At 72.1% G+C, this 25006-nt stretch carries 15 protein-coding genes; 10 read left to right on the top strand and 5 right to left on the bottom strand.

The window, feature by feature from the left end; genetic code table 11:
• Positions 1 to 47: 47 nt before the first annotated feature.
• Together KF840_06385 and KF840_06380 are read right to left on the bottom strand one after the other, a co-directional pair.
• Positions 48 to 8783, bottom strand: coding sequence for a PASTA domain-containing protein (locus tag KF840_06385; GenBank protein ID MBX3024521.1), 8736 nt, complete (start codon positions 8781 to 8783; stop codon positions 48 to 50).
• Positions 8784 to 8984: 201 nt separating this feature from the next.
• Positions 8985 to 9266, bottom strand: a complete 282-nt coding sequence (locus KF840_06380; GenBank protein ID MBX3024520.1) for a hypothetical protein — start codon at positions 9264 to 9266, stop codon at positions 8985 to 8987.
• Positions 9267 to 9387: 121 nt separating this feature from the next.
• On the opposite strand from KF840_06380, the gene KF840_06375 reads away from it, so the two are divergent.
• Positions 9388 to 11307, top strand: coding sequence for a PQQ-dependent sugar dehydrogenase (locus tag KF840_06375; protein ID MBX3024519.1), 1920 nt, complete (start codon positions 9388 to 9390; stop codon positions 11305 to 11307).
• A 15-nt stretch (positions 11308 to 11322) separates the two neighbouring features.
• Here the strand turns inward: KF840_06375 and KF840_06370 are convergent, their stop codons facing one another.
• Positions 11323 to 11691, bottom strand: coding sequence for a hypothetical protein (locus tag KF840_06370; GenBank protein MBX3024518.1), 369 nt, complete (start codon positions 11689 to 11691; stop codon positions 11323 to 11325).
• A 180-nt stretch (positions 11692 to 11871) separates the two neighbouring features.
• On the opposite strand from KF840_06370, the gene KF840_06365 reads away from it, so the two are divergent.
• From KF840_06365 to KF840_06350, 4 genes are all read left to right on the top strand, one after another.
• Entirely contained in the window at positions 11872 to 12819 is a 948-nt protein-coding gene (locus KF840_06365; GenBank protein ID MBX3024517.1) for a hypothetical protein, read from the top strand.
• Position 12820: 1 nt separating this feature from the next.
• Positions 12821 to 14350, top strand: a complete 1530-nt coding sequence (locus KF840_06360) for a sulfatase-like hydrolase/transferase (protein ID MBX3024516.1) — start codon at positions 12821 to 12823, stop codon at positions 14348 to 14350.
• 46 nt (positions 14351 to 14396) lie between these two features.
• On the top strand, positions 14397 to 15245 hold the full coding sequence (locus tag KF840_06355) for an LLM class F420-dependent oxidoreductase (protein MBX3024515.1): 849 nt from the start codon (positions 14397 to 14399) through the stop codon (positions 15243 to 15245).
• A 69-nt stretch (positions 15246 to 15314) separates the two neighbouring features.
• Positions 15315 to 16343, top strand: a complete 1029-nt coding sequence (locus KF840_06350; protein MBX3024514.1) for a tRNA-dihydrouridine synthase — start codon at positions 15315 to 15317, stop codon at positions 16341 to 16343.
• 1 nt (position 16344) lies between these two features.
• On the opposite strand, the gene KF840_06345 is transcribed toward KF840_06350, so the two are convergent.
• On the bottom strand, positions 16345 to 17346 hold the full coding sequence (locus KF840_06345; protein ID MBX3024513.1) for an LLM class flavin-dependent oxidoreductase: 1002 nt from the start codon (positions 17344 to 17346) through the stop codon (positions 16345 to 16347).
• 76 nt (positions 17347 to 17422) lie between these two features.
• On the opposite strand from KF840_06345, the gene KF840_06340 reads away from it, so the two are divergent.
• Together KF840_06340 and KF840_06335 are read left to right on the top strand one after the other, a co-directional pair.
• A complete protein-coding gene (locus tag KF840_06340; protein ID MBX3024512.1) occupies positions 17423 to 18874 on the top strand; it encodes a beta-N-acetylglucosaminidase domain-containing protein in 1452 nt (483 codons plus the stop codon).
• Between the two features lie 223 nt (positions 18875 to 19097).
• Positions 19098 to 19691 carry a hypothetical protein gene (locus KF840_06335; GenBank protein ID MBX3024511.1) on the top strand — a complete coding sequence of 198 codons (594 nt, stop codon included), beginning with the start codon at positions 19098 to 19100 and terminating at the stop codon, positions 19689 to 19691.
• Between the two features lie 51 nt (positions 19692 to 19742).
• Here KF840_06335 and KF840_06330 read toward each other — a convergent pair whose 3' ends face one another.
• A complete protein-coding gene (locus tag KF840_06330) occupies positions 19743 to 20759 on the bottom strand; it encodes an aldo/keto reductase (GenBank protein MBX3024510.1) in 1017 nt (338 codons plus the stop codon).
• Positions 20760 to 20867: 108 nt separating this feature from the next.
• Between KF840_06330 and clpS the strand changes: the two genes are divergently transcribed.
• The 3 genes from clpS to KF840_06315 are packed head-to-tail and all read left to right on the top strand — an operon-like array spanning position 20868 to position 24988.
• A complete protein-coding gene (clpS, locus tag KF840_06325) occupies positions 20868 to 21185 on the top strand; it encodes an ATP-dependent Clp protease adapter ClpS (GenBank protein MBX3024509.1) in 318 nt (105 codons plus the stop codon).
• Between the two features lie 28 nt (positions 21186 to 21213).
• The gene (clpA, locus tag KF840_06320; protein MBX3024508.1) at positions 21214 to 23505 is read left to right on the top strand and encodes an ATP-dependent Clp protease ATP-binding subunit ClpA; all 2292 of its coding nucleotides are present in this window, start codon (positions 21214 to 21216) and stop codon (positions 23503 to 23505) included.
• 52 nt (positions 23506 to 23557) lie between these two features.
• Positions 23558 to 24988 carry an arylsulfatase gene (locus tag KF840_06315; GenBank protein ID MBX3024507.1) on the top strand — a complete coding sequence of 477 codons (1431 nt, stop codon included), beginning with the start codon at positions 23558 to 23560 and terminating at the stop codon, positions 24986 to 24988.
• Positions 24989 to 25006: the final 18 nt, after the last annotated feature.

Below are 25006 nucleotides of genomic sequence, written 5' to 3'. Positions count from 1 at the left end.
CCGCCGGACGCGGCCGGCTGGCGAGCCGCTGCGGCCCGTGCGCCGCCTCAGGGAGCCCAGGGGTTCGGCGTGTTGGGGTTCGGCGCGCCGACCGCCGCGTCCTCGACCCAGCACCGGTAGGCGTCGGCGACGAACAGATTGGCACCCGGCACGAGCGCGCTCGCTTCCACCCCGGCCCGCGATCTGCCCGCCGCGTCCTGGTAGGTCAGCGCGCACTGGTAGGTGCGGTCGCCGATCCGCTCGTTGGAGATGACGTGCATGAACTCGTGCACCAGCAGGCCGGGCATGGAGGCACGCCCCTGCGCCGTCAGGTTCTCGGCCGTGGGCATGGGGGTCTGTCCGAAGAACGAGGCGCAGAGATGGATGCCCCACGACCCCCCGGGCCGCACCGGCCGCACCGCGAAGGCGCGGGCCGTGACCCGGTTCTCGCAGTGCGCCGAATAGCCTTCGTTGCGCGTCACCTGCGCGAGGTCGCCGGGGCTGCCGCTGGCGACCAGGCCGAAGCCCTGAATGGTGAAGACGATCTCGCGGCCGTTGAGCATGTCGATGGCGGCACGCCCCAGTGCGACGGCGGCGATGATCTCGACGGCGCCGGTCGCGGCGCTGCCGAGTTCATCGAGCTGATACACATTCGCCGCGGCGCCGCCGCCAAACCAGCGCTCGACGCGGCGGTTGTTGGTCATCGCCTCGAGGATGGCGTCGATGGCCAGCACGCCGCCGAGCGTGCGCATCGTCGTCGCCGTGACGTCCTTTGCCTGGCTGAGACCGCGTCGGGCCCGTAGCACGTTCTGTCCGGCCGCCTGCAGGCGCTGATACGACGACACCAACGCCTCGGGCAGCGTGAAGCGGCCGGAGGGATCGGTGCGGTTCACCGGGTTGCCGGCGGCATACAGATAGCGGTGCTGCGACAGCGCGTCGCCGTCGCCGCCCGGCTGAGGATCCCGCGAGAGGAAGGCGCCCGTCGCCGCATCGTAGTAGCGCGCTCGCAGATAGGTGAGGCCGGACTCGGCATCGAGCTCCTCGCCGGCGAATCGGTGCGGCCCGCCGGTCGGGTCGGCGCCGCCCAACGCATTGCCGTACGCATCGTAGTCGAAGGCGTCCGCGATCGTGCCGTCGGGCGCGGTGTCGAAGCGCGTCGAACCGATGTGGTTGAAGAGCCGGTAGCGCGGCGTACCGCCGTCGAAGGTCTCCAGCAGGCGCGTGCCGTAGACGAAGCTGCGATCGACCGACCCGCCGCGCTGGCGCACGATCTGCGAGTAGCCGGTGGCGTTGTGGCGGTCGACCAGATACTCGATCGCGCCGCCCGCCCCGCCCTTGGCGACGCGCGTGCCGTCGCCGTCGTAGGCGTAGGTCGTGGTGGCGCCGGTGGTGGCGCGGAACGCGGTGAGTCGGTCGCGCGCGTCCCACTCGTAGGTGACGACGCGCGGCATCCCCATGTCCGTCCAGGCCTCGCGTACGCGCCGCCCGGCGCCGTCGTACGTGTAGGTCACGCCGCCGCCCGAGGTGAGTTGATCGTTGGCGTTGTACGCCAAGCTGGCCGGTGCTCCCGCCGGCCCGGCGGTGACGAGATTGCCGGCGGCGTCGTAGCCGTAGACGAGATCGACCGTCAGCACCGCCCCGGGAGCGAGACGACGCTCGCGGGTGACGCGCGAGAGCGCGTCGTAGGTGTACTCGATCCGGCTCCCGTCCTCGCGCTCGACGCCGATGCGGTTGCCGAGCTCGTCGAGGACGTAGCGCTCGCTCGCCACGACGGCGCCGCCCCTGCGGTCGGTGATGGCGGTGATGCGGTTGAGCTCGTCGTACGCGAGGTCGGTGACGACGTTGTTCGGCCGGGTGACACGGATCAGGTTGCCGACGGCGTCGTAGGCGTGCACCGTCTTGCCGCCGGCGGGATCGGTGATCTCGGCGATCCGGTTCAGCGCATCGTAGGCGTAGCGGGTGATGGCCTCGCTGATGGTCGGGCCGCCGTGCGCCACCAGCGTGCGGTTGCCCACGGCGTCGTAGGCGTAGCGCACGTAGCGGCCGTCGGGCTCGGTGACGCGCGCCAGCCGGCGGGTCAGCGGCTCGTAGTCGTAGCGCGTGGTGCCGCGCCCGTCGGTCACGGTGCGCAGGCGTTGGTCCGGCGTGTAGTCGTAGCTCTCGGTCGCGCCGCCGGGCAGGACGGCGCCGCGCAGCCATCCCGCGTCGTCGTACTGGTACTGCACCGTCTGCCCGGCACCATTGGTGCGCGAGCGGACGTTGCCGACGTCGTCATACGCGGTGGTCGTCATGTCGCCGTCGGGATACGTGACCCGGTTCAGCCGGCCGGCGTCGTCGTAGGCGAGCTGCGTCCGATGGCCTTTCGCGTCGACGATCGCGGTCCGCTGGCCGCCCGCGGCGTACTCGTAGCGGATCAGGTTGCCGAGCGGGTCGGTGGTGGTGAGCAGATGGCCGGCGGCGTCGTAGGTGTAGCGGGTCTGCCTGCCGGCGGCGTCGGTGACGGTCGTGACGTTGCCGGCCGCGTCGTAGGCGCGCGTCGCCGTCGTGCCGTCGGCGTAGGTCGTCTCCACCAGCCGATCGAGCGCGTCGTAGGCGAAGCGCGTGGTACGCCCCAGGGGATCGGTCTCGGCGATCTGATTGCCGTTGGCGTCGTACTCGAAATGCCGCTGCCCGCCGAGGGCGTCGGTCTGGGTGACGAGCTGGCCGGCGAGATCGTAGGCGTACGTCGTCGCGTTGCCGCGCGCGTCCACCACCCGCGTCACCCGTCCCGCGGCGTCGTACTCGCGCCGCTGAATGGTGCCGTCCGGACGGCGCGTCTGCACGAGGCGATCGGCCGCGTCGTAGGTATGGCGGGTCTCGTTGCCGAGCCCGTCGACGACGCCGATGCGGTTGCCGACGGCGTCGTAGGTCTGGCGCAGCAGCGTGCCGCGGGCCGGGCTCTCGATCGCCGCCAGTCGTCCGGCGGGGTCGGACCTCAGCGCGACCTCCTCGCCCGTTGCGGTGACGGCGGTCGCGAGCTGTCCGGCGGCGTCGTAACCCAGCTCGCGCGTCCTGCCCGCGAAGGTGCGGCGGACGGGACGGTTGGCGGCGTCGTACGTCAGCGTCCAGTCGGCGCCCGGCCGGCTCTGTTGCTGCCCGATCAGATTGCCGTTGGCGTCGTACTGCATACTGGTGACGAGGCCGAGCTGATCGACGAGTTGCGTGCGCCGCCCGGCGCCATCGTACGTGTTGGTGGTGGTCCCAGCGGCGTCCGTCAGGGAGGTGACGTTGCCGGCGCCGTCGCGGCCGAGCGACAGTGTCTGGCCTGCCGCGTTCACGACCTCGACCAGATTGCCGGAACCGTCGTAGCGATTGGTGGTGATGCCGCCGCGCGGATCCGTGACCGTCAGCGGCCGGCCGGCGCCGTCGCGGGTGAACGCCGTCATGTGCCCGAGCGGATCGACGACCGTCAGCAGGTGATCGTCGCCGTCGTAGGTGAAGGTGGTGACGGCGCCCAGCGGGTCGGTGCTGGTCAGTTGGTTGCCGCGCCCGTCGTAGGTGAAGGTCGTGCGGGCGCCGAGCGGATCGGTCACCGCCAGCACGTTGCCGCGCTCGTCGTACTCGCTGACGGTGACGCGGCCGAGGGCATCGCGCACCACCTCCTGGCGGCCGACGACGTCGTGCTCATAGGTCGTGCGCTGCCCCGCGGCATCGGTCAGCGCGATCAGCCGTCCGTCGTCGTCGTACTCGGCGCGCGCCGTCGCCCGCCCCAGCGGGTCGACGATGCGCACGACGTCATGGGTGGCGTTGTAGACGAACTCGGTGATGTGACCGTTCGCGTCGGTATGCGAGATCAGGTCGCCCGCGGGCGAGTACGCGTACCGCTGCACCATGCCCCTGGGATCGGTCACCGCGGTGATGCGCCCCTGCGCGTCGCGCGTGAACTGGACGCTCGGGCCCGCCGAATGACTGATGCCGTTCGGTCCGACGGTGACCTCGTTGCCCTGCGGATCGCGTACGCGCTCACCGCCGCGGCTGCGGCTCACGACGTACTGCGTGCCGTCCGGCGCGGTGTAGCGGAAGCGGTCCGGGTGGTACTCGTTGAGCGTCTCGTCGTCGAGCAGCGTCACCGGGCCGGGCTGCGGATCGGCGATCAGCAGGCTGTTGTTGTCCAGGCTTTCCAGCGCGCCCCGGCTGCCCGGCCGCGGCGTGAAGGTCGCCTGCAGCCGGGTGAGCGGCACGAACAGCGACGAGCTCGGCGAGAGCTGCATCTCGAAGCTCTCGATCCTGCCGCCGGGCAGCGTGACGCTGACAACGTGATCGCCCCCGGGCACGAGCACGAAGCCCAACCCCGGGCGCTGCACGCTCCAGCCGCGACCGAGCACCCGCGCGGCGGTGGCGCGCACGGTCTGGACGTCGAGATGCCAGCCGATGCCGAAGTCGCCCCCGCGCTTGTCGCGGCTGTCGTAGGTGCGCACCACCTGCACGGGGATGCCGGAGACCGGCACGGTGAGATCCTCGTAGCGCAGGGTGAAGTTGCCGACCTTGGCGCCGCCCTCGACGAGGAATGCGGACTCGACGGCCTCGCTGTTGCCGTTGCGGTCGAACACGGTGAGCCGCAGCGTGTAGTGTTCGTTCGGCAGCAGCGTCGGATCGAGGGTGCCGAGCACGCCATCGACCACCGGCGCGGAGCCCTCGCCGACCAGCGTGAACTCCGACTCGCCGGCGCGCGCCAGCGCCAGCTCGTAGCGCAGGAAGCTGCGGTCGGTGGCGGTGCCGGTGACCTGCGTCAGGCCCGTGATCGTGGCGCCGTCGGGAGGCGTCGTGATCGCCGCCGTCGGCAGGTCCTGGTCGCCGGCGTTGCGGGCGGCGACACGGACCTCGGCGTGACCTTCCGCGCCGCCGAAGACGGCGCGGATGTCGGTCGTGCCGACGTTCAGCGCCCGGGCCACCCCGGCGCCGTCGATGCTGGCGACGGTGGCGGCCGTCGAGCTCCAGTGGGCGGCGACGACGGCGCTGGCGCCGTCGTCGTACCGCGCGGTGGCGACGAAGGGGATGGTTTCGCCGGTGACGCGCAGGGCGCGCCCGGGCGAGACGCGCACCTCGCGGACGACGCGCTCGGAGCCGTCGCAGTTCTCGTCGATACCGTTGTTCGGGATCTCGGCGGCGCCCGGGTTGATGGCTGGATCGGCGTCGTCGCAGTCGCCCTGATTGGGCGTGAAGCCGTCGCCGTCGGCATCGGTGTCGGCGGGGCCCGGACCGAGCGAGACGGTGAGCTGTACCCGCGTGCCGCGGCGCACCTCGCTGCCGGCGGCGGGATGCTGCGTCAGCACCTGGCCCGCCGGAACGCGTGAGGCGACGGCGATCGGCGGCCCGACGGCGAGGTCGAGCCGCAGGATTTCGTCCAGGGCGGCGCTGCGCTCCAGGCCGACCACATCCGGCACGAGCCGCTGCTGGTCGGTGAAGAAGATGACGATGGGCGCCGTCACCGTGGCACCCTTGTCGTCGGACAGCGTGGCGCGGAAGAAGCAGTACTCCTCGCCCCCGGAGCGGCCCCAGTAGGTGAACAGACCCTGCGGCGAGATGTTCACGCGCCCCTCGAAACCGCAGCCCTGCTCGTCGGTGGGACCGAAGGTGAGCACGTCACCGGGATCGGGATCGGTGCCGGCGAGCTGGAACGTGTAGAGCTGGTTGCGGTAGTCGCCGATCGGCAGCGTATCCGGCGGCAGCGCGGTGAGCGTCGGCGGCCGGTTCTCGGGTAGGATGTCGATGGTCACACGCGCCGGCGCCGACTCGCGTTCGCCGCTGCGCGCCGCGTACGTGAACTGCGCCTGCGTGCGCAGCCGCGGCTCCAGCGCGTAGGGCGCCGGCGGCTGCTGCAGGTACACGTTGGTGCTCGGGGCGGCGGTGTGGCGCGGGTAGGTGCGCGGCACGCTGCCGTCGGGGTTGAAGTTCGTGCCCCAGTAGGCGCGCTGGTTGAGATGGGTCGGCGCGGCGCGCCACGGGGCGCTGGCGCCCTTCAGCACCTGCAGAAAGGAGTGATCGTTCAAATTGACGTCGTGGTACCAGATCAGGCTGGCCTCGCCGGTGCCGTCGAGATCGGCGATCACCGGCGCCTGTGCGTTCTGCGTTCCCCGCTCGTCGCCACCCGGATAGGTCCACGACGCCTGGGTCTCGGCGGTGTCGCCGCGCAGGAAGAGGATGGTGCTCTTGGTGAACTGCACGACGATGTCGACGATGCCGTCGCCGTTGAGATCGTAGACCGGGAAGCCGGTGCCGTTGCCGCTCACCAGGGAGTGGAAGCCGCTCCCGTCGTAGGGGAACGTGCGCACCCACTTGAACTGGCCGTCCTGGTCGACCGCGTACATGGTGGTGCGGATGGCGAACAGGATCGTCGGCCGGCCACTGCGGTCCACGTCGGCGGCACTCAGGCGCGTGTACACCCCGTCCGTGGGCAGGGTCAGCTTCCACAGCAGGCGGCCGTCGGCCTTCCAGGCGCGCAGGATGCCGTTGCGGCGGTAGTTGGCGGCGTCGAGGGTGACGATCTCCATCGCGGCGTCGCCGTCGAGATCGACCAGCAGGGAATCCGCGGTGCCCGAGGAGGTGGACGGCGTGCCGTCGAACTGGCGCTGGACGGTGCCGTCGGCGTTCCACAACGTGCCCTGGAAGAGGACGTCGAGTTGCCCGTCGTCGTTGACGTCCGCGACGCTGGCTGCGCTCGGACCGCCGTACACCTGATCGCCGTACGGTCCGACGCTGTTCGGGTCCTCGGGCGCGGCGTAGTACGGCGTCTTGAGCGCACCGGTGGCGCCGTCGACGGCGAAGACGATGCGGCAGTGGGGATCGAGTTTTCCGGGCAGTACCTGGCCACAGTAGCTGCGCGGGCCGGGCCCGCTGCTGTAGCTCTTGCCGAGCAGCACGGTGGGTGGCTCGGTGGGCCGCAGGCGGGCGACGGTGATCGCTGCGGATGCCGCTTGGCCGCCGAAGGGCACGAAGAGATGGCCGTCGCCCTCGGTGTACGGGATGCGCGGGGAGAGGGGATCGGAGAGCCACTTCACGCGGACGCGCTGCGGCGCCGCCGGATCGTAGGCGAGCGCGACGAGCCGCGCCGCATTGCCGGCAACGTAGATGTAATTCGCGTTGTCGGCCGCGCACTGGGCGCTCATGACGATCTCGACGGCGCCGTCGTCGTCGATGTCGGCGGCCGCGAAGGTATCGGCGCCGCGTCCGTACATGGCGCAGCCGTCATAGGGCGCCGGCAGGCTGTTGGCGCTGAACAGCTCCTCGCCGGTGTCGCCGTGCACCACGGTGATGGTGTCGCCGCGCCAGAAGATGATCTCCGGCTTGCCGTCGCCGTCGACATCGGCAACCAGCGGCGGGTACCAGCCGATGATGACCGAGTTGCCGTAGTACAGCTGGTACTTGACGGTGGCGTCGAGCGGCGGCGGTGGCGGCAGCGCCGGCGGCGCCTGATAGGTGAAGGATCCGTCCGCCGCGAACGCCGTGACCGCGCCCTTGTCGGCCGGGGTGAGCCGCCGCGCGGTGAGGGGGCCTGCGTCGATGCTGACGTCGTTGGCGAGCACGCCGGCCGCGGGCACGGTGAGCGTGCGGCCGAGTTGCACCTCGTAGCGGTCGTTGCTCGCCTGCGGAGCCGCCGGCGGCGGAACGACGGCGCGGAACTCGCCCAGCGCCGACGCGCCGGCGGCGTCCACGACCTGCACGCGGACGACGAAGGCGCCGACCTGACCGGCGCCGGGCGTCCACGCCAGCTGCGCGCCGTCGAGCGTCATGCCCTCCGGGCCGGACAGCAGCGCGAACCGGAGCGCGTCGCCGTCGGGATCGGTCGCGGTGAGCAGGCGCGCGAACGGTGTCATCGACCGCGTGACGGCATCGGGGAGCGGCCCGAACGCCGGCGGGCGATTGCCCGGTACGACGCGCACGGTGAACGAGCGCCGAGCGCTGAGCCCGCCGGGATCGGTGACCGCGACGGTCACCGCGTGCGCGCCGAACTGATCGGCGAGGGGCGCGAAGCCGAAAATGCCCTGCGGGTCCACTGTCGCGCCGTCGGGACCGGAGACGAGGCCGTACGCCAGCGTGTCGAACGGATTGGGATCGTGCCCGATCAGCGCGAGGCGGAGTGCCGAGCCGGCGGCGATGGTCTGGTCGGCGATCGGATCGAGCACCGGCGCCAGGTTGGCGGCGGCGAGGTCGACGTGCAGCAGCATCTCGTCACTCGCCGACGCGCTGCCGAGCGTGGCGCTGAGCCGCACCCGGTACGAGCCGACGGCCGAGGCGCGGGCCGTGGTGGTGAGGGCGTTTGGCGAGCCGAAGGTGACGGTGCCGGGGCCGTCCACCACGCTCCAGTGCGCCTGCGGCGTCGCGGGCGTGCTCGCGACGCCGCCGCCGGTCACGCGCCCGGTCAGCGTTGCCGCGCCGTCGAGCGGAATGAGCACGTCCGGTCCGGCGTCGACCTGCAGCGTCGTGCCGAGCGGCGTCGCGGTGGGCGGCATCGGCGTGGGGGTGGGCGTGAACGCGGCGGGGCAGCCGAAAAGGGCGAAGTTGACGGCGGTGATCAGCTCGTTGATGGTCGCCTGGTCGTCCAGGTTGCGGTCGACGGCCAGGCAGGCGTCGAGCGGAAGGAGACCGAGGGCGATGTTGACCGAGCGGACGAGCTCGTCGATCGTCACCTGAGCGTTGCCGTTGCAATCGCCCGTGCAGGCGCTCTGCGCGGCCGCGAAACGGGTGCCCGGCGCCGCGGCCAGGGCGACGGCGAGGATCAGGGCGCGGAGACCGTGGATGGAGCCCGCAGGGCGGGAGCCTCGCATGATCGCCACGACATAGCGTCCCATGCTGCAGGTCGCATTGGCAAGGACAAAACGGCGCGGCGGCATCGGCCTCGCCCATGCCACGCGACCGGCTCGTCTGCGCGCCGAGACTCGTCGCCGCGCCCGACAAAGGCGTGATGCCCGGCGGTGATACGGCGCGCGACCGCGGGCCCCGGGCCCCGGTCGGACCGGCCGGCGCCCCTACCAGCAGGCCAGGGGCAGTCCGTGGTCGGTCAACGCGCAGGACGGGGCGAACTGCAGGCCGCGCTGCGCCCGGCGCGGCGCGTTCGGCACCAGCTCGTACTCCGGCTCGCTGCGATCGACCACCAGGATGGCGATGATGGCGACCAGCGCCACCGCGCCGCCGATCGCGGCCGGGATGATGTACACCAGGTTGTCGGTGGCGGCGGCGCGCCGCGGCGCCGCCAGCGTCGCGACGAACACCAGCGCCGCCAGCATGACCACGGCGATGCGTCGAGTCATCCGCGCCTCCTCCTCCACGGCGCAGCAAGTAGCAGCTTCGCCGCGGGGCGTCGACCGGAGAATCGCGGCGAGCGCGCAATCCCGCTTCCCGGTGCTCCGAGGCGTGGGTATGCTCCGCGTCATGGGCACATGGGGGCGCGTGGCGGGCGCGGTGGTCGCGCTGTGGTGGGCCGGGGCCGCCGCGGCGGCGCCGACGGTGAACGATCTCTCGCTCACCGTCGACACGGTGCTGACCCAGCTCAACACGCCCACCAACCTCGCCTTCCTCGGGCCGGACGATTTCCTCTTCCTCGAGAAGAGCACCGGTCGCGTGCGCCGGGTCGTCGGCGGCGTGCTGCAGAGCACGCCAGTGCTCGACGTCGCCGTCAACAGCGACAGCGAGCGCGGCCTGCTCGGCATCGCCATCAACGGCGAGGACCCACCCCGCGTCTTCCTCTACTACACCGAGGTGGCCGACCCGGACGGCGACGGCTCGCCGGACAGCGGCACCCCGCTCGGCAATCGCGTCTACCGCTACACCTGGAACGCCGCCGCCGGTCGGCTGGAGAACCGCCAGCTCATTCTCGATCTGCCGGTGCTGAGCGGGCCGAACCACAATGGCGGCGCGCTGCTGCTCGGCCCCCTGGCGAGCCCGCCGCCGACGCCGCTGATCGGCGACGGGCGGCCGCTGTTCGTCGTCATCGGCGACCTGAACCGCAACGGCCAGCTCGAGAACAATCCCGGCGGCGCGCCGCCCGACGACACGGCGGTGATCCTGCGCGTGCAGCAGGACGGCAGCCCGGCGCCCGGCAATCCGTTCGTTCCGTATTGCAGCCTCACCACCGCGCAGACCTGTCCAAGCGGCAGTGGCTGCCCGGGCGGCGAGACCTGCCGCACGGCGGTCGCCCGCTACTACGCCTACGGGGTGCGCAACGGCTTCGGCCTCGCCATCGATCCGTTCACCGGCGACCTGTGGGACACGGAGAACGGGCCGACGTCGTACGACGAGATCAATCGCGTCGTGCCGGGCTTCAACAGCGGCTGGCGGCCGATCATGGGGCCCGCCGCGCGCAGCGCGAACAGCATCGCCAGCCTGTTCGCCATGCCGGGGGGCGCCAGCGCCTACGCGGATCCCGCCTTCTCCTGGGTGGCTCCCGTGGCGGTGACCGGCATCGTCTTTCCGAGCGGCGGCGCGCTGGGCCCGGCGTACGATCACGTGGCGCTGGTCGCCGACTTCAACAACGGTCAGCTCTACCGCCTGCCGCTCAACCAGGCGCGCACCGCCTTCGATCTCGGCGGCGTGGCCGGCCTCGCGGATCTGGTGGCCGACAGCAGCAGCGAGCGCGACCTGGTGCGCCTCGGCTCCGGGTTCGGCGGCATCAGCGATCTCGAGCGCGCGCCCGACGGCTCCATCTACATCGCCTCGATCGGCGCCGGCGCCATCTATCGCCTGCGGGCGCTGAATCCACCGACCCCGACGCCGACTGCCGGCGCGACGCCGACCCCGTTCACCGTCAGCGGTTCGGTGCCGTACTACTTCGGCAGCAAGGTCGTTCCCGGCGTCGTCGTCTCCGCCGCCGGACCAGGCGCCGTGATGGCCGCCACGGACAGCGCCGGCAACTACACGGCCGCGCCGCTCCCCGGCGGCAACTGGACGCTGACGCCGCGCAAGACCGGCGACATCAACAACGGGCTCTCGGCGCTCGATGCCGCCCACATTCTCCAGCACGTCGCCGGCATGCGTCCCTTCGGGCCGATCCAGATGCTCGCCTGCGACACCACCGGGGACGGCACGTGCAGCACGCTCGACGCGGTGCGCGTGCTCGAGCTCAAGGTCGGCACGCGAGCGCGGCTGCCGGCCGCCGAGACCTGCGGCTCCGACTGGCTGTTCCAGCCGCTCCCCGGACCGGCGCCATTCCAGTCGCTGGTGCAGCCGCAGCTCGGCAACGGCCAGTGCCGGATGGGTGCGATCACCTACCAGCCGCTGGTCGACAGCGCCGGCAGTCAGACCTTCGTCGGCGTCCTGATCGGCGACGTCACCGGCAACTGGACGGCGCCGTAGCCGCGCCGCCGCGGTTCAGCCGAGGCCGCGCTGCGAGACGCGGTGGACGCGGCGCACGTTCGGCCGCGTCCGGCCGATGGCGCGCGCGGGATCGACCGCCTGGGCGCGCATCCGCTCGAGCGCGCGGCGCACCGCCGCCGGCTCGAGGCCGAGCGTCTCGCAGATGACGACGAAGCAGAAGGGCGAGCGGGCGCGACCGCTGTTCACCCAGTACTCCGCCTCGCTGCGGATCTCGTCGACCGGGCTCAGATAGCTGCGGATGCCGTCCTCGAGGACGGCGAGGAGAAGCCCTTTGGTGCCGTTGAAACTGCTCGCCTGCGGCGCACTGCTGCCGAGAACCGACGACAGGTCCGCCACGTCGTTGCCGAGTGCGTGGTCTCGCATAGCCCCCCTGAAGCGCTTGCGGGACAGAGCATGGCCGCAGCGGGGTTGTCAACGCGCACGCGGGGGCGGCAGCAAAAAGTCTCCCGTCGGTGGCCAGTTTGCCGCTGGCGGGTGCCGCTGCCATGATCCGCCGCCGTGCGGCGAGCGATCCGGGCGAGAAGGGTATGGCGGCGGCCGGCGGTGGTCCTGTTGCTGGCCCTCGCCGCCTGCGAGCAACCGCCGGCCCACGACGGTCCATGGCGGGTGGTGGTGCTCGAACCCGACGATCCGCCGCCGCCCGCGGAGTGCCGCGAGGCGCTGCTGGCGGGCGTCGACCAGGGCGCCGGCGCGGCGCCGGAGCGCAGCCTGCGCGCCGTCCGCGCGCCGGCCGCCGCCCTCGCCGATCGCCTGCGCGAGGAGTTGGCCGCCGGGGCCGACCTGGTGTTGACCGTCACCACCGCCGCCCTGGCGGCGGCGCGGCCGAGCGCGCCGGCGGTGGTGTTCACCGACGTCGCCGATCCGGCCGCTGGCGGCGCCACGCCGCCGGCGCTGCTGGCGCGCTGGCTGCCGGCGCTGTTCGCCCCGAGCGGCCCGCCGCTCGCCGGCGCCTACGCGGTGAACGATTTCGGCGCCCTGCTCGACGCGGCCGAGCCGCTGCTGCCGGCGCCGGCGCTCGGGGCGGTGTTCGCCGCCGGCGACGCCGACTCGGTCGCCTACCGCGACCAGCTCCGCGCCCTGACCCGTCACCCGGTGCTCAGCCAGCCGTTGGGCGACGGCGCCGCCGCGGCGGTGCGGGGGCTGTGCGACCGGCATGCGCGGACGCTGGTGCTGCTCGGCGACCGCAGCACCGACGCGGCGCTCGCCGACCTGGTGGCCGGGGCGCGCGCCTGCCGCATGCTGGTGCTCGGCACCCGCGCCGCGCACGCGCCGGCGGGCGCGGTGCTGACGCTGGCCGCCGACCAGCGCGCCGCCGCCGTCGCGGCGGGCCGGCGCGCCGCGGCGCTGATGCGCGGCGAGCGCCCGCAACTGGAGCCGTTCGAACGAGTGACGGCGGCGCGCCTCATCCTCAATGCCGAGGCGGCGGAGCAGGCCGGCGTCGGCCTGCCGCTCGGCTTGCTCGCGCAGGCGGATGATGTGATCGGGGACTGACATGAGCACCGCGCCGCCGTCCGCCACGCCGCCGCCGCCGCGGCACGCGATCGTCCTGCTGCTCGACAGTCTGAACCGCCACATGATCGGTCCCTACGGGGGGCGCGAGTTCGCGACCCCGAACCTGGATCGCCTGGCGCGCCGCGCCCTGCGCTTCGAGCGCCACTACGCCGGCGCCTTGCCCTGCATGCCGGCGCGGCACGATCTCCTGTGCGGCGCCCTCGACTTCCTCTGGCGGCCGTGGGGCTCGATCGAGATCTGGGAGCAGCCGCTCACCGCCCACCTGCGGCAGGCCGGCGTGGTGACCAAGCTGGTGTCGGATCATCCGCACCTGTTCGAGATCGGCGGCGAGAACTACCACTGCGACTTCACCGCCTGGGATTACCAGCGCGGCCACGAGAGCGATCCCTGGCGCAGCCGCCCCGATCCGAGCTGGCTCGGCGCGCCCTCGTTCCACCGCGGCCACACCCCCTACGACGACTCGCGCGGCTGGTTCCGGGACGAGGCCGATTTCCCGGGGCCGCGCACCATGGCGGCGGCGGCGCGCTGGCTGGAGGAGGAAGCGCCGGCGCACGAGCGCTTCCTGCTGTTCGTCGACGAGTTCGATCCGCACGAACCCTTCGACACCCCGGAGCCGTACGCGTCGCTCTACGACCCGGCGTGGCGGGGTCCGCATCTGATCTGGCCGCCCTACATGCGCGGCGCGCAGGCCGCCGGCGTGCTCTCGCCGGCGCAGGCGCGCCAGGTGCGCGCCTGCTACGGCGGCAAGCTGACGATGATCGACGCCTGGCTCGGCCGCGTCCTCGACGTGCTCGACCGCCGCGGGCTGTGGGAGACGACGGCGGTGATCGTCTGCACCGATCACGGCCACTACCTGGGCGAGAAGGACATCTGGGGCAAGCCGGCGGTACCGGTGTACGAGCCGCTCGGCCACACGCCGCTGCTGGTGGCGTGGCCGGGGGTCGCGCCCGGCGTCGTCGCGGCGCTGACCACCAACGTCGACATCCCGGCGACGCTCGCCGAGCTGTTCGGCGTCGGCTTCGCGCACCGCACCCACGGCCGGTCGCTGCTGCCGCTGATCCGCGGCGAGGTCGCCCGGGTGCGCGAGTGGGCGCTGTCCGGGGTGTGGGGGCGCGAGGTGCACCTGATCGACGAACGCCGCAAGTACGCGCGGGCGCCGGTCGGCGACAACGCGCCGCTCGGCCTGTGGTCGAACCGCTGGTCGACGATGCCGGTGCACCGCGCGCCGCAATTGCGGCTGCCGCTGCCGGACGATCGCGCGACGCTGGCGCGCATGCCGGGATCGACGGTGCCGGTGATCCGCCAGCCCTTCGCCGCCGGCGACCTGCTGCCGTTCTGGGCCTGGGGCGAGTTCAGCGGCAACCACCTCTACGACCTGCGCGACGATCCCGACGAGACCCGCAATCTCGCCGGCACGGCGGGCGAGCGGGACGCGGCCGAGGCGCTGCGCGCGGCGCTGCAGTCGGTCGAAGCGCCGCCGGAGCAGTTCGCGCGATTGGGGCTCTCATGACGGACCACCGCACACGCCGCGCCGCGCGCGCCCTGGACGCTGGCGCATGAACATCGGCATCCCGCTGTTCATGCTCCGCCCGCAGCAGATGGCCGACGTCGCCGTCCGTGCCGAGGCGCTGGGCTTCGAATCGGTCTGGGTGGCGGAGCACCTGGTGTTCCCGGCCGAGATCCGCAGCCGCTATCCGTACGCGCAGGAGGGCGTGCCGCCGATCAATCCGGCGACGCCGCTGCTCGATCCGCTGCTGGTGTTGATGCAGGTGGCCGCGCGCACGCAGCGCATCCGCCTCGGCACCAATGTCTACATCCTGCCGCTGCGCCATCCGATCGCGGTGGCGCGCATGGTGACCACGCTCGACGTGCTGTCCGGCGGCCGGGTGAGCTTCGGCGTCGGCCTCGGCTGGCTGGAGGAGGAGTTCCGCGCCGTTGGCATCGACTTCGCCAGCCGCGCCGGCCGCGGCCGCGAGGCGATCCGGGCCCTGCGCGCGCTGTGGACCGAGGAGGTCGCGTCCTTCCGCGGCCGATACGTCGCCTTCGAGCCGGTCCGCTTCGAGCCCAAGCCGGCGCAGCGGCCGCACCCGCCGATCCTGGTCGGCGGCGAGAGCGAGGCGGCGCTGCGCCGCGCCGCGGCGCTGGGCGACGGCTGGTACGGCGTCGGTCACACCCCGGAGAGCGCCGGCGCGCAGGCGCGGCGGCTGCGCGCGCTGCTCGCCGAGCAGGGGCGCGCGGACGCGCCGTTCGACTTCACCGTCAGTCACGGCGGCGGCGCGCTGACGGCCGACGACGTCCGCCGCTACGCCGATGCCGGCATCACGCGCGTCGTCTCGCTGCCATGGCGACGCGCCCGCGAGGCCGACGAGGCCCTCGACCGCCTCGCCGAACGCGTGCTGCGGTGACCCCGCTGGAGACCGGGCACCGCGCAGGCCCCGGTGTCGCTTCGGGAATCTCTGTGGTTAGGTAGGGCAATGACCCTGCGCATCGGACCCGTCACGCTGGCGCATCCGGTCCTGTCGGCGCCGATCGCCGGCTTCACCGACCGGATCTTCCGCGACATCGTGCGCGACTTCGGCGGCTGCGGCCTGATCTACACCGAGATGGTGTCGGCCGGCGGCTGGGTGCAGGGCAACATCCCGCCCGATCGCCTGAGCCGGGTCGAGGACGAGGCGCGGCCGCTCGGCGTCCAGCTCTGGGACCGCGAGGAGGCGCCGCTCGAGGAGGCGGCGCGGCGCCTGGTGGACCTCGGCATCACCGTCATCGACCTCAACTTCGGCTGTCCCAAGAAGCGGATCATGGGGACCCATGCGGCCGGAGCGACGCTGCTGCGCGATCCGGCGACGGTCGGCCGGCTGGTCGCCGCCACCCGTCGCGGCGCCGGCGGCGTGCCGGTGACGGCGAAGATCCGCCTCGGGCCGAGCGTGCACCAGCGCACCGCGCCGGCGGTGGCGCGCGCCGCGGCCGACAACGGCGCCGCCGCGGTGACCGTCCACGGCCGCACCGCCGGGGACGGCTACGGCGTGCCGTGCAATCGGGAGATGATCGCCGAGGTCGTCCAGGCGGTGGACGTGCCGGTGATCGCCAACGGCGACGTCCAGGACGCCGCCTCGGCGGTGGAGACGGTGCGGCGCACCGGCGCCGCCGGGGTGATGGTGGCGCGCGGCTGCCTGACGCGACCGTGGGTGTTCCGCGAGATCGCCGCCGCGCTCGCCGGCGAGCCGGTGCCGGCGCCGCCCAGCCATCTCGAGCAGCGGGCGCTGCTGCTGCGCCATCACGCCGAGATGATCGAGCGCGAGGGCGAGCGCTGGGGCACGGTGGCGATGCGCAAGTTCGCCGTTCGCTACCTGACCGGCATGCCCGGGGCGCGGGGCTTCCGCGACCACATCTGCCGCGCCGAGACGCCGGCGGAGTTCCGCGAGGTGGTCGAGCGCTTCTTCCCGCTCGCCGGCTCGATCGGCGCGCCGGCCGACCTCCCCGACGAATCCTGTAGCGCCGCCTAGGCTATCGCGGCGCCAGCTCGCGCAGGAACATCTCCGTCATCTCGGCCGGCATGCCGGTCGGCAGGTTGATCAGCGCCGTGCCGACGCCGTTGCGGTGCCACTCCTGCAGTTGCTCGCGGCAGTGCTGGCCGGGGCCGCAGATGGCGATGGCGTCGATCAGCTCGTCGCTCACCGCTTCGCTCGCCTCGCGGCGCTTGCCGGTGTTGTACAGCTCGCGCACCCGATCGGCGGTCTCCTGGAAGCCGTAGCGACAGAACATGGCGTGGTAATACGTGCCCATGCCGCCGATGTAGAAGGACACCAGCGGCTTGATCATGGCGCGCGCCGCGGCGACGTCGTCCATCGGCACGACGCCGACGAAAGGGGCCACTTCGATGGCGCTCGCATCGCGGCCGGCCTTGGCGGCGCCGTCGCGGATCAGCGCCACGCCGTCCTTGAGATCGCGATAGGGCCAGAAGGTGGGCAGCCAGCCGTCGGCCATGGCGCCGATCTCGCGGATCGCCTTCTCCTGCAGCGAGGCGACGTACACCGGGATGGTCGGCCGCAACGGCGTCATCTCGAGCTTGAACTGGCGGGCGTCGAAGAGGGTGCTCAGCTCCGGCCGCAGGCGCTCGCCGCGCCACAGGGCGCGCATGATGCCGATGGTCTCGCGCAGGCGGGTGAGCGGCTTCTCGTAGGCGACGCCGTGGAAGTTCTCGACCACCAGCTTGCCGCTGGTGCCGAGGCCAATGATGGCGCGGCCCTCGGAGATCTCGTCCAGCGTCGCGGCGCTCATCGCCAGCAGGCCGGCGGAGCGGCTGAAGACGTTGGCGATGCCGGTCGCTACCTTGATGTGCTTGGTCTTGAGCGCGATCTCGGTGAGGAGCTGGAACTGCTCGTAGGCCCAGGCCTCGGGGATCCAGATCGAATCGTACCCGAGCTCCTCGGCGAGCTGCGCGGCGCGGACCACCGCCTTGCGGTCGTAGTTCTTCCAGAACGCGACGACACCCTGTTTGAGAGGCATGCGGGTCTCTACCACAGCGGCGCGCGAGGTCCACAGAGGGCTTCACCCCCGGGCCGCGGTGTGCTCTGAGGCCGGTGTGAGCGACCATCACTTCGTCCATCGCGGCGTGATCGAGGGCTACTACGGGGCGCCGTACGCGCACGCCGATCGCCTGTGGCTGCTGGAGCGCATGGCGCGCTGGGGGATGAACCGCTACGTCTACGCGCCCAAGGACGACCCGCTGCACCGCGCCCAGTGGCGCACCGCCTACAGCGGCGCGATGCTGCGCGAGCTCGGCGCGCTGGTCGAGCGCGGCGCGGCGCTCGGGGTGGCGGTCGGCTTCGCGGTGTCGCCCGGGCTGACGATCGAGTACGGGTCGGCGGCCGACGTCCGCGCCCTGCAGGAGAAGTTCCGCGCCTTCCACGCCCTCGGCGCCCGCTTCTTCTGCCTGGCGCTCGACGACGTGCCCACCGGCTTCCTGCACGCCGGCGACGCCGAGCGGTTCCCGTCCCTGGCGGCGGCGCACGTGGCGCTGACGCACGCGGTCGCCGAGGCGGTTGGCGACGAGTCGACGCTGTGGATGGTGCCGACGGACTACGTCGGCACCGCGGCGACGGACTACCTGGCGACCCTGGGGGCGGAGCTGGCGCCGGCGATCGAGGTCGGCTGGACGGGCCGCACCGTGATCAGCCCGACCATCACCGCCGCCGAGGCGGCGGCGCGCGCCGCGACGCTGCGCCGGCGCCTGCTGGTGTGGGACAACGTCCCGGTGGCCGACGGGCCGATGCGACCGATGCTCCATCTCGGCCCGTACCGCGGCCGCGACGGCGCGCTGCCGCAGCACGTCAGCGGCCTGCTCCTCAATCCGATGGCGCAGGGCCACGCGTCGACGGTGGCGCTGCACACCGCCGCCGTCTACATGGCGGACCCCGCGGCCTACGACCCCGAGCGCGCCTGGGCGACGGCCGTCGAGGAGGCGGGCGCCGGCGCCTCGGCGCCGTTCGCCCTGTTCGCCGCGGCGCACTGCTTCTCGCCGTCGGCGCCCGACGACCGCGACCGCCAGCTCGAGGACCTGTTCGATGCCGTGCGCGCCGCCTTCGCCACCGGCCGCGGCGCGCTCAAGGCGGTGACGGCGCTGCGCGACGCGCTCGAGCCGCGGGTCGACGCCGCGGAGGCGCTGCGCGCCGGCCTCGACGACCGCGCCCTCGCCGAGGAGATCGAGCCCTGGCTGATCTCGCAACGCGCCGAGAGCGAGCGCATGCTCGCCGCCGTCGATCTGCTGGAGTCGTTCTGCGGCGACGAGCAGCCGATGCAGCGCGTCTTCGCCCTGTTCCGGCTCGAGGGCATGCTGAGCCGCATCGTGCCCGTCGCCACCGCCAGCTACGGCCCGCGCCGCGTCCTCTACCCGCAGCTCGTTTCGATGCGCGACGACGACGCCCGCTTCGGCGCCGACCAGGCGCTGTTCGTCGATCGCTGCCTGGCCGACGAGGTGGTGCGGTTCGCCGAGGAGGTCGCGTTGCGGGCGCTCGAGGGGCGAGCCGCGGGCTAGCAGTCCGTTGAAGAACAGGTCAGCTACTGCGGGCGGGTCTTGTGCGCCAGCTCTTCGTTGCCGAATCCTCGACAAAACCGACCGGTTTGCCTCCGGTTCGGCGCCTCGATCTGCCGCACAATCCCGCGCCCTCGCTACGCCGCCTGTTCTTCAACGGACTGCTAGGCGCGGCGGGTATCGGGCGCGGCAACGAGCGAAACGCATGCTGCCGGGGAGGAGCCTCATGCTGCGGAGATTGCTGTTCGCGACCACGATGCTGATCCTCTGCGATGCCCGCATCGACGCGGCGCCCGCGCCGTGCGTCGGGGACTGCGATGGCGACGGCGCGGTGGCGATCGCGGAGGTCGTCACCGGCGTCTCGATCGCGTTGGAACGGCGTCCGCTCGCCGACTGCGCGGCGAGCGACGCCGATGCCGACCTGAACGTCTCCATCGCGGAATTGATGGCGGCGGTCGGCTTCGCCCTGACGGGCTGTCCCCCCGCGGCGACACCGACGGCGACCGCCGCGTGCGGCGATGCGGCGGTCGCCGACCGCTACCGGGACTGCGTCCGCAGTCAGAGCCAGGCGCAGTGCGTGGGCGCCGGCGGCGAGTGGGGGCCCTATCCGTTCAGCGGCAGGCTGGGGTGCTTCTGCCCGACGGGGCAGCGCGGCTGTGCCTGTCGCGCGTCGGGCGATTGCCTCGGCTTCTGCATCAGCCCGCTGAGCGACTGCGGCGCGGTGCGGGAGGGCCTCTGCAGCGACCGGTCGGTGGTGGCGGGGTGCTTCTGCACGCCGTTCGGCGACGAGGGGTTCATCGGGCTCTGCGTCGACCCGTGAGACGTCGACGGCGACCGGACGCCCGCGGCCGCGGTGCCGCGGCGGTCGCGCTCACCCCATCGGGTAGCGGATCTCGCGCGAGACCTCGTTGCAGGCCGCCAGCACGTCGGCGCTGAGCTTCACCTCCGCCGCGGCCAGGGTGTCGGCGAGTTGGTCGGGGGTGGTGGCGCCGATGATCGTCGCGCCGACGAAGTCGTGCGCCAGCGACCAGGCGATGGCCAGGGTGCCGACCGACAGACCGGCCTCCTGGGCGATGCGGGTGAAGCGCGCCGTCGAGCCCAGCGTGCCCGGGTTGACGAAGCGGCGGGTCATCGTCTGGCCGCGCGGCGAGCCCTTCTCGTAGAGGGTGAAGCGCGCCCCCTCGGGGCGGGCGTCGTCCTGGTACTTGCCGCTCAGCACGCCGCCGCCGAGCGGGCTGTAGGCCAGCAGACTCACCGACTCGCGGCGGCAGACCTCGGCCAGCTCGTCCTCGAATCGCCGGTTGAGCAGGCTGAAGTTGTTCTGGATGGTCTCGTAGCGGGCGAGGCCGTTGCGGTCGCTGACCCAGAGGCTCTTGGTGAGGCCGTACGCCGTCTCGTTGCTGCAGCCGACGTAGCGCACCTTGCCGGACTCGACCAGGCTGGTGAGCGCCTCCAGGGTTTCCTCGATCGGCACGCCGCGATCCGGCCAGTGGGTCTGGTAGAGGTCGATGTAGTCGGTGCCGAGGCGGCGCAGGCTGCCCTCGACGGCGCGGACGATGTGGTGCCGGTCGAGGGCGGTGCGGTTGGCGCGCACCGGCGCGACGAACCATCCCGAGCCGGGGCCGGCGACCTTGGTGGCGATGACCAGGCCGTCGCGCGGCTTGTCGGCCATCCAGCGGCCGACGAACTCCTCGCTGCGGCCGGCGTACTTGAAGTCCGGTGGCACCGGGTAGACCTCGGCGATGTCGAGGAAATCGACGCCGGCCTCGTGGGCGCGGTCGAGGATGGCGCGGCTGGTGGATTCGTCGGCCTGGTTGCCGAAGGTCATCGTCCCCAGGCAGATCTCGGATACGACCAGGCCGGTGCGGCCCAAGCGGCGCTGCTTCATGCGTCTCTCTAACCACAGCGGTTGCCGCGGGGCCACCGCCATCGCCGACCCGCGCGGGCGCGATCCCGTCGCGGAACCCGCCGCCATGGGTTATACAGGCGGGGAACCATGAGCGACGGACCGGTTGACGAGCGCGAGGTCGGGGTGGTGACCGAGACCGAGAAGCGGGTGAAGGTGCCCCCGCTCTACAAGGTCTTGCTCCACAACGACGACTATACGACCATGGAGTTCGTGGTGCAGGTGCTGGAAAGCGTCTTCCACAAGTCGCACGCCGAGGCGACGCAGATCACGTTGCACGTGCACCGCACGGGCATCGGGGTGGCCGGCGTCTACAGTCACGAAGTCGCCGAGACCAAGGTGGCGCAGGTCGAGGCGCTGGCGCGCAAGCACGAGTTCCCGCTGCTCTGTTCGATGGAAGAGGCGTGACGAGACACGAGGAGTCCGTTCGACGATGATGATCAGCCGCGAGCTGGAAGTGACCTTGGGGCTGGCGCTGCGCGAGGCGGTGCGCCGCCACCACGAGTACCTGACGCTCGAGCACGTGCTGTTCGCCCTGTTGCACGATCACGAGGTTTCGGAAGTCATCCGCCACTGCGGCGGCAACGTCGATCGCCTGAAGCAGGAGGTCGACCAGTTCCTGCAGGACAAGCTGGAGCGCCTCGAGCAGGCGCAGCGCGTCGAGCCGACGCAGACCATCGGGTTCCGCCGGGTGCTGCAGCGGGCCGCGCTGCACGTGCAGTCGGCCGGCAAGGAACAGATCGGCGGCGCCGACGTGCTGGTGTCGATGTTCCGCGAGAGCGATTCGCACGCCGTCTACCTGCTCAACAAGGAGGGCATCGAGCGCTACGACATCGTCCGCTACATCTCGCACGGCCTGTCCAAGATCGGCGAGGGGCGCGAGGACGCCGGCGACGACGAGGAGGAGGACGAGGGTGGCGAGGGCGGCGATGAGCCGAAACGGCAGCCGCGCAAGGCGCTCGACGCCTTCACGGTGAACCTGAACGCGCGCGCCGCCGAGGGCGACATCGATCCCCTGATCGGGCGCGAGGACGAGGTCGAGCGCACCATCCACGTGCTCTGCCGGCGGCGCAAGAACAATCCCCTCTACGTCGGCGACGCCGGGGTCGGGAAGACGGCGATCGCCGAGGGCCTGGCGCTGAAGATCCACCGCGGCCAGGTGCCGGCGGTGCTCGCCAACTCGACCATCTACGCCCTCGACATGGGGGCGCTGCTGGCCGGCACCAAGTACCGCGGCGAGTTCGAGCAGCGCCTGAAGGCGGTGATCACGGCGCTCAAGAAGGAAGAGGGCGCCATCCTCTTCATCGACGAGATCCACACCGTGGTCGGCGCCGGCGCCACCAGCGGCGGCTCGATGGACGCCTCGAACATCCTCAAGCCGGTGCTCAGCTCGGGCAAGATCCGCTGCATCGGCTCGACCACCTACGACGAGTACCGCAGCTACTTCGAGCGCGATCACGCCCTGGCGCGCCGCTTCCAGAAGATCGAGATCGCGGAGCCGACGGTCGAGCAGACCTATCGCATCCTCAAGGGGCTGAAGGCGCACTACGAGGCGCACCACGGGGTGGTGTACACCGACGCGGCGCTGCGCGCCGCCGCCGAGCTGGCGGCCAAGCACATCAACGACCGGCGGCTGCCCGACAAGGCGATCGACGTCATCGACGAGACCGCGGCGGCGATGAAGATCCTGCCGGCGTCGAAGCAGAAGAAGACGGTGCGCGCCGGCGACGTCGAGCGCATCGTCGCCAAGATCGCGCGCATTCCGGCGCGCAGCGTCTCGACCTCCGACAAGACCCGCCTCGAGCGGCTGGACGAGGACCTGAAGTTGACCGTCTTCGGCCAGGACAAGGCGATCGACGCGCTGGCGACCGCCATCCGCGTCGCCCGCGCCGGCCTGGGGCGACCCGACAAGCCGGTCGGCTCCTTCCTGTTCGCCGGGCCCACCGGGGTCGGCAAGACGGAGGTCGCCAAGCAGCTCGCGCACGTGCTGGGCGTCAGCTTCCACCGCTTCGACATGAGCGAGTACATGGAGAAGCACACCGTGTCGCGCTTGATCGGCGCCCCGCCGGGCTACGTCGGCTTCGACCAGGGCGGGCTGCTCACCGAGGCGATCACCCGCAATCCGCACGCGGTGCTGCTGCTGGACGAGATCGAGAAGGCGCATCCCGACCTGTTCAACGTCCTGCTCCAGGTGATGGACCACGCCACCCTGACCGACAACAACGGCCGCAAGGCCGACTTCCGGCACGTCATCCTGATCATGACCACCAACGCCGGGGCGCGCGAGATGGCGGCGCGGGCGATCGGCTTCGGCGGCCGCTCGAGCGCCGAGCGCGGCGGCGAGGCGCTGGAGAAGCTGTTCAGCCCCGAGTTCCGCAACCGCCTCGACGCCGTGGTGCAGTTCGAGCCGCTCAGCCCGGAGGTCATCGAGCAGGTGGTGGACAAGTTCATCAACGAGCTCGACCTGCAGTTGCAGCCGCGCAAGGTGTCGCTGACCCTCACCCCGGCGGCCCGCAAGTACCTCGCCGAGAAGGGCTACGACCGCACCTTCGGCGCTCGTCCGATGGCCCGGCTGGTGCACAACGAGATCAAGCAGACGCTGGCCAACGAGCTGCTGTTCGGCCGCCTGCAGCAGGGCGGCGCGGTGACCGTCGACGCCGCCGACGGGGCGCTGGTCTTCCGCTACGAGGCCCCGGCGCCGGCGCCGGCGCCGCCCGCCGAGGCCTAGCCAGCCGTCCATCCGGCTTGCCGTTGAACGATCCATGACGGCATAGGGGGAGATGCCCTCCGTGCCGTCCTCGATCCGATTCGCCCTCGCCGCGGCCCTGCTGTGGTGCGCCACGCCGGCGCTCGCGGCCGCCGGCCGGCCGAACATCCTCTACATCGTTGCCGACGATCTCGGCTGGAAGGACGTCGGCTTCCACGGCTCCGACATCAGGACCCCGACCCTCGATCAACTGGCCGCCGGCGGCGCGCGCCTCGAGCAGCTCTACGCGCAGCCGATGTGCACGCCGACGCGTGCCGCGCTGCTGACCGGCCGCTATCCGTTCCGCTACGGGTTGCAGACGCTGGTGATCCCCTCGTCGCACACCTACGGGCTGCCGACCGACGAGTGGCTGCTGCCGCAGGCGCTCCACGACGCCGGCTACCAGACCGCGATCGTCGGCAAGTGGCATCTCGGTCATGCCGATCGCGCCTATTGGCCGCGGCAGCGTGGGTTCGATCATCAGTACGGGCCGCTGATCGGCGAGATCGACTACTTCACGCACCAGCAGCACGGCGTGCTCGACTGGTATCGCGACAACGAGCCGGTGCAGGAGGAGGGCTACTCGACCACGCTGCTCGGCAACGACGCCGTCGCGCTGATCGAGCGGCACGACCCGGCGGTGCCGCTGTTCCTCTACCTCGCCTTCAACGCGCCGCATACGCCGTACCAGGCGCCGCAGGAGTACCTCGATCGCTATCGCGACATCGCCGACCCCAGCCGCCGCGCCTACGCGGCCAGCATCACGGCGATGGACGAGCAGATCGGCCGCGTCGTCGCCGCGCTCGCCGCCCGCGGCATGCGCGACGACACGCTGATCGTCTTCCAGAGCGACAACGGCGGCACCCGCAACAAGATGTTCACCGGCGAGATGGACATGTCGAAGGCGACCATCCCGTGCGACAACGGCCCGTACCGCGACGGCAAGGGCACGCTGTACGAGGGCGGAACGCGGGTCGTCGGCTTCGTGAACTGGCCGGGGCACGTGCCGGCTGGCGGTACGGTGGACGAGGTGATGCACGTCGTCGACATGTATCCGACGCTGGTCGGCCTCGCCGGCGGCTCGACGGCGAAGTCGAAGCCGCTCGACGGCATGGACATGTGGCCGACGATCAGCGGCGGCCGCCCGTCGCCGCGCACGGAGGTGGTGTACAACGTGGAGGTCTTCCGCGCCGGCATCCGGCAGGGCGACTGGAAGCTGGTGTGGCGCACGCCGCTGCCGCAGGTGGTCGAGCTCTACGACCTGGCGCGCGATCCCGGCGAGCAGACCAACGTCGCCGCCGACCATCCCGAGATCGTCGCCGCCCTGCAGCGGCGCGCCAACGAGCTGGCGACCGCGATGGTGCCGTCGCCGCTGCTGGCGGCGGAGTTCCAGGCGGTGCGCGGTCGACTGGCGCAACCGCCGGCGCTGCCGGGCGCCGAGCTGGAGCTCGACGGCGAGCCGTGAGCCCGGCGCGGCGGGCGC

This window comes from bacterium, assembly GCA_019637795.1.
Classification (GTDB): Bacteria; Desulfobacterota; Binatia; order HRBIN30; family CADEER01; genus JAHBUY01.
This window is presented reverse-complemented; position numbering and strand designations above follow the sequence as displayed.